Source organism: Brevibacillus porteri (assembly GCF_003013475.1).
In the GTDB taxonomy this organism is placed as follows: Bacteria; Bacillota; Bacilli; order Brevibacillales; family Brevibacillaceae; genus Brevibacillus; species Brevibacillus porteri.
In genome coordinates this window covers 25,146-38,999 of the sequence record NZ_PXZO01000028.1, presented here as the reverse complement: position 1 = coordinate 38,999, position 13,854 = coordinate 25,146, and the positions used below count along the sequence as shown (strand labels likewise).

Below are 13,854 nucleotides of genomic sequence, written 5' to 3'. Positions count from 1 at the left end.
ATAAAAAATGACAACGAACGATGGCAAGCAAACGATCGCGACCCTAGTAGCACCTGATATTTTTTGTCTGGAAATACCTACGCCTTTTGATGTGGGGGCAGTAAACGTCTACTTGTTAAAAGGGGAGCGCTTGACCTTGGTTGATGTGGGTCCATTGACCGACGATGCGTGGGCGGCCTTAACAGAAGGCTTAGAATCGATTGGGGTCAGCGTGGAAGATATCGAGCAAGTCATACTGACGCATCATCATGTGGATCATTGTGGGCAGTTAGAAAAAGTACGGGAACGATCGGGAGCGAAGACGTTTGCCCATCCGCAGGCAACACCTTATGTACAGCAGGATGAGCAGTTTATGACTTTTCATGATCAGTTTTTCGAAGAGCTGTATATCCAGAGTGGTGTACCAGAAAAAATGATGGTCATTATCTCGAAATTTCACAAGCTGATGAAGACGTTTTCTGCGCCAAGCCAGATTGACTTTCATCTGAAGCATGAGCAAAAGGTACCGTATTTGGAGGACTGGCAGGTACTGTATACACCAGGACACAGCCAAAGCCATCTGTCGTTGTATCGGGCAAAGGATCAAGTCATGATTGGTGGAGACCATATCATCAAGCGAATATCATCCAATGCCTTCATTGAACCACCCCGGAATCGTTCGAGTACAAGACCACTGACCTTGATTCAATACCGCACAGCGTTGCAAATGTGTGCGGACATGGAGATCAAACAGGTCCTCAGTGGGCACGGTCAACCGGTTTACAACCATCGAGAGCTCATACTCGCTCGACTGCAAAAGAACTGGGAGAGAACAGACACGCTCCGCAGGCTTCTTGCAGATGGAGAAAAGACAGCTTTTGAACTGAATGCTCTCTTATTTCCAGGCTTGTACCAAAAAGAATTGCCATTGACGCTATCCGAGACATTAGGGCACATAGATTTGTTGATGATTCTCCACCAGATTGAAGTGAGAGAGCAGGATCGCATCTTGTATTTCCACCTGTAAAACCTGATCGTACAAGAGAGGCTTGCAAGTAGAATAAGCCTATTCCTCCCCGGAAACGCTAAAAGGGACTATTACCCTGGGACCTCACATGAGGTTAACCCAGGGTAGCCGAGGGAGGGTAGCATCTATGCAGAAGTATTGGCCCATTTGCGTGATGGCTCTTGTGTGTACAGTTGTTGTAGGTGGCTGTAATCAAATGAGTGTGAAGCAGGATGCGAATACAACGTTTGAGCAGGTACGTGACAAGTTCGATGCGCAGAAATCGTATGCGTTCTACGGGCAAACCAAGCTGTTGACGGCGAATAGTGCCAATGCGAACATGGTTAACTTTTCGGGCAGAAAGGACGGAGAGGCTGTTTACATGAACGTGAAGCTCTCTGTCCCAGAAGAAAACAGAGTGGACAACTTATCCTTACTTAGTCATGGGAACAAGCTGTATACCAAGCATGGTCAAAACGAAAGCTGGAAACATGTCGCAGGGGATAGTCCGGCCCTGCATCAAGAAATGAACAACTGGAACCCTATGGCTTCCTTTCAGCAAATCGACAACATGAAAAGAAACGTTCGAATGCTGCCTGATGAGAATCCAAAAGACGATTTTGAGGCGTTCGGAGTTGTATTGGATTCTGCCAAACTAAAGAGTTGGCTTGTTTCCCAAATGCAAGAACAAACAAAGTCGGGAGCAAAAGTCCAATCGATAGCAGGGCGAGAGAAACCCTACATACCGAAGCTAAAGATAGCGATGTCACTCTCGGAAGGCAATTGGAGAGGGACGCCTGCACAACATTCTGGACCCACGATTCAGTCCAAGAAAAAGGTGGACGTAAAAGAGCTCGTGAACCAGATGGAAGTGGAGGCAGAGTATACGATTCACTACAACAAAAAAACGATGCTCCCCACGAACATGACGATGTCCATTCGATCTGCGTACGATTTAAACGATCAGCGTGTAAAAGAGCATACGCAAGTAGAAACGTATTTGCAGCAATACGGAGCAGTAGCCCCCATCACAGCTCCATAGGAAAAAGCAAATAGGGAGTAAGAGTAATCAAGTGAGACGTTCCTCTTGCAAAACAGACAGGAGCGTCTTTTTTCTGTCAGGGAAAATTTAAAAATGGAGGTAACGTGTTCGATGCTTTTTACGTACTTCTTATGTGGAAGAAAATCTATGCGATAGCGGTTTTTTTCGATGGAATCAGCATTTCTAGAAGGAATTCTGGAAGACATTGTCGAACATACAACAAGACTATCTTTTTTCGTCGAATAATCTGTACAATGGGAAAGATGCCTGATGGATCAGACGAAAATGCGTATTTTATCCGCAGCAGCGAAACTTTTTGATGTTCATGGCTACAAAGGGACCTCCGTAAGACAAATTGCCTCTGTTGCTCAAGTAAATTCCGCGCTGATTTCCTATCACTTTGAAGGGAAGCAAGGAGTCCTGGAGACGTTGATTGCTTCTTACTTTGAGACGTTGTTTCGCCTTTTGGAAGAACTGGAAAACGAGCAGGAAAACATCCCTGCCTATCAACGATTGGAACAAGTTGTGCAGCTGTATTTGCAGTTTCAATGTGAGCATGCGCCTATCACGCGTTTGATTCATCGTGAGCTGAGCGTAGAATCCATGCTTGCACGTGAAGTGATGACGCTATATATGAGCCGCTGGAAGCACGGTCTTTCTCGTGTGATCGAGTGCGGTGTCGTCTCGGGTGAGTTTTTGCCCGTCTCTATTGATTGTACAGTGCTGGCTATGACGAGCCAGATGATATATCCTTTTTTGCAACCACAAATGGTTCGCCAGGTCTATGATCTGGAACCATCTTCCGAGGAGTTCGTCCAATGGCTGCAAACCTCGATTATGTGTTATCTGCGAGGTTTTTTGCTGCCCGTTTAGGCGTGGCCTCTCCCAATGAATGATTCTAGTAAGGGGATGTATGACAAGTGAAACGAAAACTATTCATGCTCTGTTTGGCAGGCATGTTGTTATATACGAATCCGGCTTATGCGACGCCGTTTCCAGATAAAAAAGAAGAAGTTGTTCAGGACGCTGACAACTATTTGAAAAAAGAAGACAGGACCGCCTTTGCCAATTCATTGAACGGCATACCGGGCAGCTACAAAGTCGTGGTAGTGGAAAGCACTGCACCAGAAGCCGAATCTCCGGATATCTACGCGCAAAAGCTGTTTGACAATTACAATTTAGCCGACGATGCACTCATGATCGTACTCGACATAAACACCGAACAGCTGGGGATTTATGCAGGTCCTAGCTTACAGGCAAAAGGTGCCACGATGGCATTGCTGCATGACAAGATCGCGTCTTTCTATGAACCATTCCGTACACAAAAGCAGTATTTGACCGGGATTCAGACGTTAATTGCGGAAGTAAACCAAGAGCTTAGCCGCATGGAAAGCAAGCAAGCAACAGCAAAACCGGGTGAGACCGACGCAAGTAAAGCGGGAGAGAGTGAAAGCAGTAGCGCTCTCGGAGGCATTCCATGGTGGATCTATCTGGTGGGGGCGGTATTTGCTGGCCTATCGATCGGATTGATTTATGCGATGATCAGACGCCGTGCTATTTTTGCTCAAGTAGACGATGTAGAGGATTGGAAGGAAGAGCTCGTTGAGAAGCTCAATGTCATCGAGGTGGAAAAACCGCTTCGCCGTTCCAGCGGCATGACAGAAGTACGTTACCACCACTTGGCTGACAAAAAAGAAAATCTGTTGCGCATTCGCATCCCTGATGTGGAAATGATGATTCTCGATGCGGAAGAGGCTTGTGATCGCTTCCGTTTTACGTTGGCACTTGGCATGCTGAATGAGGCGAGAGAGGCCATTTCAAAAATTGAAGAAGAGCTGAATGAGCTAAAAACAGACACTTCCAAAGTGGCCGTTACCAAGCAAGAAAACAAGGTTGTTGTTCCAGAGATCGGAAAGCAAGTGGAGCAGATGGAACGACGCTTGTCCGATTTGCGTCTGGAATACGGATTGTCTTTCCATGAGCTGAAAGCATCACTCGATGAAGTAGACACAATGCGAAAACTCGTGAAAACTGCGCGTGCGGCAGGAGACGACATTGCTGCGTACGAAACCACACAAAAAGCGCAGCAAGTACTGGAGCAGGTAGGACAAGCAATGGAGCTCATTCCAAAGCTTGTGCAACGTGTGAAAAAAGAAATGCCGGAAGAATTCAAGCATCTGGAAGAAGGAATTGAGCAGGCCTTTCGTGACGGCTTTGATTTAAAACAGGATTCCTTGGACAATGCCCTTTTGCAGGCGAAGCAATTGGTCATGTCCGCGAAAAGCTCTTTGGAAGAGGGCAGCCTGGAAATGGTGTTGACCCATGTCAAAGCGTTCGAAGTACTCATTGATGCAACGTATCAAGCGATAGAAGATGGCGTTCTTGCTCGTGATGAAGCAGCAGCGACGGTATATACAGAAGCGGAACCGCAAGCAGAAGTGAATCAAGGCAATGATGAAACAGAATTTGTGCAGGTAGAAAAGAGAGCAGAAGTAGAAGAGGTGGAACAGGATGATTCGCTACAGCAAGTAGCTGCGACATCCGCGCCTGTGGAGCCGGAGATTCGTATACCTGAGCCGACTCCAGCTAGCAAGATCGAGCATTCTACCAGCGAAACAGATCCTGAAAAGCCGACTCATCTCCAGCAGTCGAAAGTGGAAGAAGAGCGACCAGTGCGAGGAAAATCCTCAGAGCTGAGTGAAGCTGAACGTTCCGTTTTGTTGCAAGCAATTCCTCAGCTTTTCAATAAAAAAGCACAAAAGCCTGTGCCAGCAGTTAAAGCAGAGGAGCCTACGTACGAAGAAGAAGAGTATGAACTGGTCATGCCAAAGAGTCAGCCTGAACAGGAAGAGCTGATTCCGGAAGAAGAAGAGCAAACGTATTTGGTCATCGAAACGGAAGACGATGCGCTGGATGAACTGGAGCGAATTTCTAACACATTAGTCCGCGTCCGTCAGCAAATCAAGCGCAGCTACTTGCCGGGGATTCCGGATCAATTGAAATACATGTTTGAAGAAGTCGTGCAGACGTTGGGCCGCGTGCAAACGATCATGGAGCAATACCGCTATGATCTGGAAGAGGTGGCTATGCTGGTTCAGGACGCAAGTGATTTGGTCGGCGAAACAGAGCGGATGGCAGAACGCATTATTACAACTTGTCAGATGGCAGAGGGTGCTATTCAGTATACGAACCGTTATCGCCGCCAAAATCGTCAGGTCAATGAATTGTTGACGAAGGCAGAGATATCATTTCGACAACTAGCTTTTGCAGAAGCCTATCAGCTTGCCGAGGAGGCCCGTCTGGTAATCGAAGGCGCACCAGCCGAAGAGGACAACCGTTGGCTTCTACGTCGTAAGAAAAAGGGATGAGTCCGATGATGATCTTTCCTCTCTTCTTACTGGCAGCTGGCATTCTCGTCATGGTACAGCCGAGGACAAAACGCTGGCAATCGCGGATGAACGCTCATTTTCAAGGAGACGAAAGGCGCATTAAGCAGCGTGCCAACACGTTTTTTCTGTTGGGCCTAGCCTTTTTTTTCGCTGGGTTTGCGTATTTGTTTCGCCTTGTCGGATAAACCAATAATGACGAATAAAGCACCTGCTATGAAAAGATGGCCTAGCCTTCTTTTGTAGCAGGTGCTTTTTGTTGGGCAAAAAAAAGAAGCATCGCTCACGCAGGCGATGCCCATCTAGGAAGATAAAGGGAGTAAGGTCTGTTAAACCAGCACATTACAACTAGGGGGGAGTAATGTGCTGATTTCTCTTTTCATGAAAAGAGAACCTGATTCATAGTTTCCCCAATCCCACTTCATCTAAACGTCATTCTCGTAAAAAAATTCAAATGCTTCCTGCGCACTATGCGTACCCGCAGAATGGCCGGACGAAAAGGCGATGGTGATGTTGTAACCACCGGTATGGGCGTGGACGTCCATAACCTCGCCAGCAAAATACAACCCATCCATGAGCTTGGACCTCATTGAGCGTGGATCGATCTCTTTTACGCTTACACCACCACCTGTAATGAACGCTTCCTCAAGAGAGAGCGTCCCCGTAATGGTGAGTGGAAAAGCTTTGATCAAGCTCGTGAACTTGCTCCACTCTTGTTTTTTCATATGGCTGTAAGTCGTTTCTTCCGAAATTCCTGCCATCGCAAGCAAGAGTGGGATAATCCGTTCGGGGAGGAAGCCTTTGATTGCATTTTTTATTGCCTTTTTTGGCTGCTCCTCAATCAACTGCCAACTTTCCGCCATGATTTCCTCGGCTGTTCTGTCAGGTATGAGATCGATTGTCAGAGATAGAGGAACCGCACTGTATTTTCGTTGCGACACAGAGACATAGTGTCCCATGCGCAGGGAGGCGGGGCCTGATATTCCGAAATGAGTGAAGATCATATCGCCTTCTTGGGTGTTGATCTTTTTCCCATTGGGCGCATACAAGGTCATCGTGATGTCACGCAGCGATAGACCCTGAATTGATTTGTCGCGAATAAAAGAGTCATTGGCTATAAGCGGTACTTCAGTAGGATACAGCTCTGTGATTGTGTGCCCGGCTGCTTTCGCCCATGTATAGCCATCGCCTGTAGACCCTGTCTGTGGTACAGAACAGCCTCCGACAGCAATAATCACACAAGGCGCGGTGATTTTCTCACCGGACTGGAGCATGATGCCACCGACTCTCCCTTCCGAATAGAGAACTTCTTTTACAGCGGCATTTAAATGAATGGTGGCACCTTGGCGCTTCAATAAATCAATCAATGCTTGAGCGACTGTCACTGCTTTATCTGTGACAGGAAACATACGGCCCCGATCCTCTTCTTTTAACGCGACACCCATCTCCTCAAAAAACTGGATAATCTCTCGGTTGCCGAATTGGGTGAGAGCACTGTACATGAAGCGTCCATTTCCTGGCATTTGTTTGATTAATTCATCTTGTTCCTTGGCATTGGTTACGTTACAGCGTCCGCCACCCGATATGATGAGCTTGCGTCCGAGCTTCGAGCCTTTTTCCACGAGACAAACTCTTGCTCCTTGGCCAGAAGCAGCAATTGCAGACATCAGCCCAGAGGGGCCGCCGCCTATGATGATAACGTCATAATTGTATTGCGATCGATTCATTTCATTCTCGTCCTTTGTTGTATAGGGTTGGGCAACCACCATTTTACCACAACCTGATCACCCGACGCGCAATTCTAGCTAAGATAGAGAGGACGAGGCACCTAAAATATCAGGAAATGGCTGCTTTTCTAAGACGTAACGAACGGTGGATGGACCACGGAGGATATTCGTGACAACATATCCTTTGGCAAAATACGACGTGAACAATTCGCGCGTCATTTCTCTCCACAAGGAAGCGACGCTTATATCCGCTCGTTTTACATCTTGGAAGAAGGCAGGGACAGGGAGCAGTACCGCAGGCTCATCGCGTGACAAATCGATTTCGATAGGATGTGGAATACCATCCTTGATTTCAAAGCGCAATAGGTCTGGCGCCTGTTGAAAAGAGGGAGCAGAGCTCTTTCCAGACTGACGCGATTCCACACGATTGCTTCCGATAAACCATTCCACGAGGAAACGGTCTGTCGGCAGTCCACGATTGAAGTCGTCATCGAGCTGGCCGTAGCAGTTTGGCAAATAAGTTCGAACGATACCTCCCAGCTTAGCGATGTTCAGAACACCGTTTACAGTCTCAAGCGGATCGTACGTCCATGTGATTTTGGAATAGCCTGCTGCTGCTGCTTCTTCTTTTTGCAGCCATTTCATTTGTACACCTAGCCCCTGCTTGCGATACTCTGGCAAAAAGCCGAGCATGTGCGAGCAAAGATGGGATTCTCCGTTGGTGAAGCCCGGGAAGCTGTACAAGAAGCCAATCATTTCCTCGTCATCGAATGCCCCTAAAAACAGACCGCCAAACTTTTGCATGGTAAGTGTCATATGGTGGGGAATAGCAGTAGAAGGGTCCCATATTTTCCCCTCCATTGCTTCTAATTGCTCAATCTCACTGAATTCGGCCAACTTTCGCAACGTGATTGTCATCTACTTTTTCCTCCTCAAACGATTCGTGTTTTTTTCTTCATTCGGGACAAGCGCTTGCATTCCTGCTTGGGAATAGTTGCGTCTGAATTCTCTCTCGCGGATAATAGAGAAGGATAATAGGCATGAAACTAGGGTCGAGGAGGATTTTTGGCGATGGAAAATAAATTTCAAATGGAACTGTGGAACCGTTTGACGCAGGCACCAGGAGCGCCTGGCTTCGAAGGTCCGGTACGCGAGATTATGCGGGAATACATAAGCAGCTATACGAGTGAACTCATGTACGACAATTTGGGCAGTATTTTTGGCGTTATGCGTGGTGACGAGAACGGTCCCAAAATTATGGTAGCGGGTCACATGGACGAAGTGGGCTTCATGGTCACCCGAATTTCTGATAAGGGATTTATTTCTTTTCAGACGTTGGGAGGCTGGTGGGGGCAGGTCCTGCTCGCGCAACGTGTACAAATTATTACGGACAATGGACCAGTCGAAGGCGTAATCAGCTCGATCCCGCCGCATGTCTTGAGCGACGATCAGCGCAATCGCCCGATGGACGTACGCAACATGTACATTGATATCGGCGTAGATTCACGTGAGGAAGCAGAACAGGTAGGAATACGGGCTGGCCAGCAAATCGTTCCGGTTTGCCCGTTGCAGGTCATGGCCAATCCGCGCCGCATAATGGCTAAAGCATGGGATAATCGCTATGGTTGCAGTTTGGCAGTGGAGCTCGCAAAAGAGCTGCACGAAAAACCAGATCATCCGAATGTCGTCTACGTCGGGGCTACTGTACAGGAAGAATTGTCCGGGCAGCGCGGCGCGAAAACTGCGGCTGCGTCCATCGATCCGGATTTGTTCTTGGCTGTGGATGCGAGTCCAGCTACAGACATACCAGGTGTAAAAGACGATGGCGGCAAGCTCGGCGGTGGACTTTTGATGCGCATCTACGATCCGATGTACGTCATGCCGGTAGGATTGCGTGAGCTTCTTATCTCCACGTGCGAAGAAAAGAACATTCCGTACCAGATTTATGTGGCAAAAGGCGGGACAGATGCAGGGGTCGTACAGTACCATGGCAAGGGAGTACCGTCTGCCGTTATTGGCATTCCTTCCCGTTACATTCACAGCCATGCTTCGATCATTGATCGCGAGGATTACGAGGCAGCCAAGCGTCTCTTGTTCAGTGTCATTCGCAAGCTGGACCGTGCCACGTGGGAATCCATTTTGCCTAGATAAATGGTCTGGAGAATATCGTCGAGGAAAGAGAAAGCGGAGGAGTGCTTTTGAACGCGATCAAATTGTATACACGGCGTCAGGGCGAAGCTACGTCCTTTGAATTTAATGTATTTGACAATCAATTCGCTACGGAGAATCTGGCAGTGCGCAAGGTGTTGATGGCAATGCTTGCAGCCGTTTCTAACAACTTGACCGATCTGGAAGTGGAGTACAACGATAGCATACTGGTGGAAAAGGTCGGGGCGAAGCGTGCTGGTGAACTGCTTCGTTTTCTCGGGGCAACAAAAGAGAACATGCGGGAAAATCTGAGCAATGGTGTAGTCGTCAGCCGGATCTTTCAAGTGCCTTTTACACAGGAGCACTATGAATACTTCTACAACTTGACGGACATCGCGCAGCTGTCCCACTATCGCTTAAAAGAGGGCAAAGAAGATCGCATCGTGTTTTATTTCACGCGCTATCTGCAACTGATTGCGCCTGATGAAAAGTCTCGCCAAGCATTTTTGGAGAGATTGGAAGGATTTTCTTTGCCGTACATGCTCGTGCCGATTGCGTAAATGAAACGAAAAAAGTCATTTTGCCCTTGCATGAAGGCGCAAAATGACTTTTTTTATTGATTGCCTGCCTGAGGGTTAGGTGGACGGACGATTTGGCCCCTCCAGTTTTTTGTCTCCATAGCCCGGTGCATCGTTTTGAACAGTTTTGGGCTGGCGATTGCGCTCATCTGGTCGATTTTGCTGTACAGAGGAATCCTTGCTTTGCTTGGTCATGTAACTACTCCTTTCCTAGAGCCATGGCTGCCAAGGCGAATTTGTTTTTTGGCGAATGCGGGAGGATACATGGTCCTCCAGTTGGATGAATAGGGAGGTGAGCGGCACTCGCCTAAGCACTTCCATTTGCTTTTCGGGTCGATGCTGTGTGTTCCTCTGCGTTCATGTGGCGCCTTCCCTTCTACGATTTTTTGAGGGTGAGTCAAGCACATTGTTTTTGTGGCGAGGAATTGCATATACGGCAAACAGACCAAGAATGGCCGCCAAAAACAGCGTAAGCACTCCATAGCCAATCCACGGATAATTGCTGCCGACTCCTCCTAGCTTTTCAACCATCGCTCCACCCAATCCCGTCCCAAGAGCCGTTCCAAGACCAGATACGAAATTGGAAAAGCCAAAGTACGCTCCCAGCCATTCTTCCTTTGCGAAATGAGTGACGAGACTGTCCAGCATCGGCATAAACAGCATCTCACCCAAAATGAAAAGAATAGCTGCCCCGCACAGTGTGAGAAAGTGGTTCGCCCATCCCATGAGCGTAAGCCCTGCACCCAACAAGATCGTTCCCATCGTTACAGACAAGTACGGATTGATGCGCTGTAGAACAAAACGTGAGATAAACCCTTGCAAGACGACGACACTGAGCGAGTTGATCGTCCAAATGAGGCCAATCATCGTAGCGGAATGCAGGACATGCTCTCCCCGCAGCGGCAGGATCATGGCGAATTGAGCGTAAAGCGCCCAGATTAAGAGCGAGATCCCGGAAAAAAGCAGAAAGCTGCGATGGATCAAGATGTGACGATACTCCTTGATCGGCGTTTGCTTGCAATCTGTTCCCACACACCGATCATCGGGGAGGATGAAGCGAGAAAAGACAGCAAGTGCTCCATACACAAAGGCAGCTACGAGAAACGGTTGTTTCCCACCCGCAGTCATCCACGTAATGACCAAGCCAGCGACAATGATCCCGCTATGAGCGAGTATCCCTCTCCACGAGAAGGCAGCGGTTCTTTGGCTCTCATCCACTTCATCCGCGATCATGGCTTTAATGGTAGGAGCGAGCAGGCCAAGACCTAAGCCGTTGACAGCGGAGAATAACAAGAAGAAACCATAAGAATGGCTGAAGTGATAGCCTGCCATGGCACATCCTTGAAGGAATGCCCCAAAGGCTAGGATGGAGCGTTTGCCCCAGCGATCTGACAGCAAGCCGCCTGCCAAGCTTCCGATTTGGTATGTGATGCTTCCCGCTGCCAAAATGATGCCGACTTGGGAGAGAGAAAGAACCCGTACCTTTTGCAAAAAGACTGGGAAGACGGGAATGACCAGATAAGAGGCCATGTGCATGAAAAAGACGACTATCAGTAACAGCAAGTAAGGCTTGTTGCGTAACAGTGATCCAGTAGAGGCTGTCATGTTCGTCTCCTCTTTGATTCATTCCTCTCTAGTATGCTCATCCTGTTGTATGAAAAACGTCTAGCCGTTTTCACAATCAAAATATAGGCCAGCACACAAAATCGATATGAAGGCAGGCAAGCGTCCAATCCAACAAGCGTGGAACGACATATACCTATAGGGAAAGGTACCATGGGCGGTAGGGAATGGTGCGAGGAGCGCGGCAGGATGAAAGGGGGATCTGACGTGAGAGGATTTGGTTTCTTCAACGAGGAAGGTTTCGAAGTGATCATCTGGATCATCGTGATCGTTTTTCTCCTCGTTATATTTTTTGACGAAGGGATAGATTAAGATGAGCGCATATCGGCCGGTTCGTCAATTGAATGACTATTACAAATCAAACGAGGGTTTCAAGAAATGGATTCGTGCCAATGAGCAATGGTTCAAGCAAAATCCAGAGGTGTTTAACCAGATGCTGCGTAATCCGAAAATGGTCAACTTGTTTACGGATCTTATGATCATGAATTCGCCGCGCATTGAAAAGAAACTGAAGAAATGGAGAAGGAACCAACGCTGACCGATCCGGCATGCTGCCAAATAGAGCATGCCGCTTTTTTATTTGGAACGCTGACAAGTCCTGTTATAAAACCGGGATGACGAGCGTAGGGATAAGCATATGCAGCTTGTTCGAAGAAAGGATGAAGCACAACATGGCACAAGTCATTTTGACGTTTTTCGTGGCTTATGGCATTGTGGTTGGCGGCGCTCTTTCAGGTGGGGTGGGCGCATTTCTCACAGAAAAGCCCCCGCTGTTATCCATGGCCCAATTGGCTGACCAACTCAAAATATGGGGATTAGTTGGGGCATTGGGCGGAACCTTTGATTCGTTTTTGCAGATCGAAAAAATATTGATGGGAAATTTGACACCTGTCTTTAAGCAGCTTGTGATGATCGTCGTCGCATTTTTGGGTGCCCATATCGGAACAATTTGTGTGCATTGGCTGGTACAGGTGCGCTCATGAAGGTGACTCTTTGGAAACGTTACCTCGCTCTTTTGCTCATGGGGTGCGTGTTGGGCGGAAGCGTGATTTTATTTACATACGGACGCGAAATGGAACAGATGATGCTGATCAAAAAAAGCTTGGAGCTACAAAATAAAAAACTGTACGAGGAAAATCTGGAGCTGAAGCAAAATCAGCGGGTCTATCGGAAAAAGCAAGAGACCGTCATCGAAGACGTACGCGCTTCTGTACTCACTGCGGATCAGAAGCAGCCACTCCATGCCACCATTGTGGTACAAGTAGTCGATCGCGTGGAAAAGGATCTCGCTTCGTTAAAAGGGAAGAAGGTTGAGCAGGTTGCGGAGGTCCATCAGGTCTTGCATGAAATGCTGCGACGCCGCGAATACATTTTGTCTGATCGAACGACAGTGGAGGTACGAATCAAAACGGTGGTAATCAGTAGAACGCTGCATGTGTTCGTGACAGCGGACGTTATACCTGATGATGTTTGGCAAAAGATTGCGCGAAACTTTCTATTTCTTCCGCCGTATATTTCAATATAGAATATCTGATAGCCAGATTATGTAGGTCTGGGTCGGTATAAAGGAGAGGCGAACACATGTCCATGTTCAAAAAATTGTTGGCTAGTGTAGGTATTGGCTCTGCGCAAGTAGATGCACGTCTTGAGCAGGATTCACTCATTCCCGGAGATATGGTCAGAGGTGAGGTCCATATCAAGGGAGGAGATGTGGCCCAAGAAATCGACGAGATTTACATGTATGTCGTCACACACTATGAAAGAGAAATCAACGACACCAAGACAAAGGAAGAATGCACACTTGTAAAATATCGTCTGTCTGAGCGGGTACAATTGAAACCGAAAGAAGAAACCGTTCTGCCATTCGCTTTTCAATTACCTTATGAGACGCCATTGACGATGGGGCGCCAACCGGTTTACTTGCGGACAGGTCTCGATATTAAAAATGCGATTGACCCGGGGGATTCCGATTTCATCGAGGTTCGCCCACATCCGTTAATGTCCAAAGTGTTGGATGCTGTTCAACAGATCGGATTCCAGCTGTATAAGGTAGACTGTGAATACAATCGCCACCTAGGTCGCAAACATCCGTTTGTACAGGAATTTGAATTCCGTCCGACAGGGCCTTACCGCAGCCAATTGGAGGAACTCGAAGTAGTCTTCTATCTTCGCGATGGCGAATTGGAAGTTTTATTGGAACTGGATAAACGTGCGCGAGGCTTTATGGGATCTTTTGAAGAAGCGTTTAATCTCGATGAACGCTATATTCGTTTCCGTTTAACGAATGCGGATGTGAACAAGCATACGCATGTCATTGCAGAAGCGATTGAAGCACTCATTAAGCAGCAGCTTCGATAGAGAATAT

Annotated in this window: 15 protein-coding genes; 11 read left to right on the top strand and 4 right to left on the bottom strand. The window is 47.7% G+C overall.

What is annotated here, in order from left to right; all coding sequences use genetic code 11:
- The first annotated feature begins 7 nt into the window (after positions 1-7).
- The 5 genes from C7R92_RS15980 to C7R92_RS15960 all read left to right on the top strand — a co-directional run bounded on the left by C7R92_RS15980 (position 8) and on the right by C7R92_RS15960 (position 5,601).
- Positions 8-1,006 (top strand): MBL fold metallo-hydrolase, encoded by a 999-nt coding sequence (locus C7R92_RS15980; RefSeq protein WP_017250439.1) that lies wholly within the window; start codon positions 8-10, stop codon positions 1,004-1,006.
- A gap of 127 nt (positions 1,007-1,133) precedes the next feature.
- Positions 1,134-2,027, top strand: coding sequence for a hypothetical protein (locus tag C7R92_RS15975; RefSeq protein ID WP_106834933.1), 894 nt, complete (start codon positions 1,134-1,136; stop codon positions 2,025-2,027).
- 270 nt (positions 2,028-2,297) lie between these two features.
- Positions 2,298-2,900, top strand: coding sequence for a forespore capture DNA-binding protein RefZ (gene refZ / locus C7R92_RS15970; RefSeq protein ID WP_106834932.1), 603 nt, complete (start codon positions 2,298-2,300; stop codon positions 2,898-2,900).
- Between the two features lie 47 nt (positions 2,901-2,947).
- Positions 2,948-5,395 (top strand): septation ring formation regulator EzrA, encoded by a 2,448-nt coding sequence (locus C7R92_RS15965; protein WP_069847574.1) that lies wholly within the window; start codon positions 2,948-2,950, stop codon positions 5,393-5,395.
- Positions 5,392-5,601 (top strand): hypothetical protein, encoded by a 210-nt coding sequence (locus tag C7R92_RS15960; protein ID WP_017250436.1) that lies wholly within the window; start codon positions 5,392-5,394, stop codon positions 5,599-5,601. The genes C7R92_RS15965 and C7R92_RS15960 overlap by 4 nt, the downstream gene beginning before the upstream one ends.
- Positions 5,602-5,838: 237 nt before the next feature.
- On the opposite strand, the gene C7R92_RS15955 is transcribed toward C7R92_RS15960, so the two are convergent.
- Both C7R92_RS15955 and C7R92_RS15950 read right to left on the bottom strand, forming a co-directional pair.
- Positions 5,839-7,140: a BaiN/RdsA family NAD(P)/FAD-dependent oxidoreductase gene (locus C7R92_RS15955; RefSeq protein ID WP_167403215.1), complete on the bottom strand. Its 1,302-nt coding sequence runs from the start codon at positions 7,138-7,140 to the stop codon at positions 5,839-5,841.
- A gap of 78 nt (positions 7,141-7,218) precedes the next feature.
- On the bottom strand, positions 7,219-8,058 hold the full coding sequence (locus C7R92_RS15950; RefSeq protein ID WP_017250434.1) for a GNAT family N-acetyltransferase: 840 nt from the start codon (positions 8,056-8,058) through the stop codon (positions 7,219-7,221).
- Between the two features lie 153 nt (positions 8,059-8,211).
- On the opposite strand from C7R92_RS15950, the gene C7R92_RS15945 reads away from it, so the two are divergent.
- Entirely contained in the window at positions 8,212-9,291 is a 1,080-nt protein-coding gene (locus tag C7R92_RS15945; protein WP_106834930.1) for a M42 family metallopeptidase, read from the top strand.
- A gap of 41 nt (positions 9,292-9,332) precedes the next feature.
- Complete coding sequence (locus C7R92_RS15940; RefSeq protein ID WP_106834929.1) at positions 9,333-9,848, top strand: hypothetical protein; 516 nt, start codon at positions 9,333-9,335, stop codon at positions 9,846-9,848.
- 75 nt (positions 9,849-9,923) lie between these two features.
- Here the strand turns inward: C7R92_RS15940 and C7R92_RS32350 are convergent, their stop codons facing one another.
- Complete coding sequence (locus tag C7R92_RS32350; RefSeq protein WP_017250431.1) at positions 9,924-10,061, bottom strand: hypothetical protein; 138 nt, start codon at positions 10,059-10,061, stop codon at positions 9,924-9,926.
- A gap of 162 nt (positions 10,062-10,223) precedes the next feature.
- Positions 10,224-11,471, bottom strand: coding sequence for an MFS transporter (locus tag C7R92_RS15935; protein WP_106834928.1), 1,248 nt, complete (start codon positions 11,469-11,471; stop codon positions 10,224-10,226).
- Positions 11,472-11,802: 331 nt separating this feature from the next.
- Here C7R92_RS15935 and C7R92_RS15930 point away from each other — a divergent pair, with 331 nt between their 5' ends.
- From C7R92_RS15930 to C7R92_RS15915, 4 genes are all read left to right on the top strand, one after another.
- A complete protein-coding gene (locus C7R92_RS15930; RefSeq protein WP_069847567.1) occupies positions 11,803-12,027 on the top strand; it encodes a hypothetical protein in 225 nt (74 codons plus the stop codon).
- 133 nt (positions 12,028-12,160) lie between these two features.
- On the top strand, positions 12,161-12,472 hold the full coding sequence (locus C7R92_RS15925; protein ID WP_007720892.1) for a YtrH family sporulation protein: 312 nt from the start codon (positions 12,161-12,163) through the stop codon (positions 12,470-12,472).
- On the top strand, positions 12,469-13,014 hold the full coding sequence (locus C7R92_RS15920; protein WP_017250425.1) for a sporulation membrane protein YtrI: 546 nt from the start codon (positions 12,469-12,471) through the stop codon (positions 13,012-13,014). Before C7R92_RS15925 ends, C7R92_RS15920 begins: the two co-directional genes overlap by 4 nt.
- A gap of 56 nt (positions 13,015-13,070) precedes the next feature.
- Positions 13,071-13,847 (top strand): sporulation protein, encoded by a 777-nt coding sequence (locus C7R92_RS15915; RefSeq protein ID WP_106834927.1) that lies wholly within the window; start codon positions 13,071-13,073, stop codon positions 13,845-13,847.
- Positions 13,848-13,854 lie beyond the last annotated feature (7 nt).

Bases quoted from the DNA above. Each gene is read 5' to 3' on its own strand.
- C7R92_RS15925 (WP_007720892.1), top strand. From the start codon at position 12,161: ATGGCACAAGTCATTTTGACGTTTTTCGTGGCTTATGGCATTGTGGTT.
- C7R92_RS15935 (WP_106834928.1), bottom strand. From the start codon at position 11,471: ATGACAGCCTCTACTGGATCACTGTTACGCAACAAGCCTTACTTGCTG.
- C7R92_RS15975 (WP_106834933.1), top strand. From the start codon at position 1,134: ATGCAGAAGTATTGGCCCATTTGCGTGATGGCTCTTGTGTGTACAGTT.
- C7R92_RS15950 (WP_017250434.1), bottom strand. From the start codon at position 8,058: ATGACAATCACGTTGCGAAAGTTGGCCGAATTCAGTGAGATTGAGCAA.
- C7R92_RS32350 (WP_017250431.1), bottom strand. From the start codon at position 10,061: ATGACCAAGCAAAGCAAGGATTCCTCTGTACAGCAAAATCGACCAGAT.
- C7R92_RS15930 (WP_069847567.1), top strand. From the start codon at position 11,803: ATGAGCGCATATCGGCCGGTTCGTCAATTGAATGACTATTACAAATCA.
- C7R92_RS15920 (WP_017250425.1), top strand. From the start codon at position 12,469: ATGAAGGTGACTCTTTGGAAACGTTACCTCGCTCTTTTGCTCATGGGG.
- C7R92_RS15960 (WP_017250436.1), top strand. From the start codon at position 5,392: ATGAGTCCGATGATGATCTTTCCTCTCTTCTTACTGGCAGCTGGCATT.
- refZ (WP_106834932.1), top strand. From the start codon at position 2,298: ATGGATCAGACGAAAATGCGTATTTTATCCGCAGCAGCGAAACTTTTT.
- C7R92_RS15955 (WP_167403215.1), bottom strand. From the start codon at position 7,140: ATGAATCGATCGCAATACAATTATGACGTTATCATCATAGGCGGCGGC.
- C7R92_RS15915 (WP_106834927.1), top strand. From the start codon at position 13,071: ATGTCCATGTTCAAAAAATTGTTGGCTAGTGTAGGTATTGGCTCTGCG.
- C7R92_RS15945 (WP_106834930.1), top strand. From the start codon at position 8,212: ATGGAAAATAAATTTCAAATGGAACTGTGGAACCGTTTGACGCAGGCA.
- C7R92_RS15980 (WP_017250439.1), top strand. From the start codon at position 8: ATGACAACGAACGATGGCAAGCAAACGATCGCGACCCTAGTAGCACCT.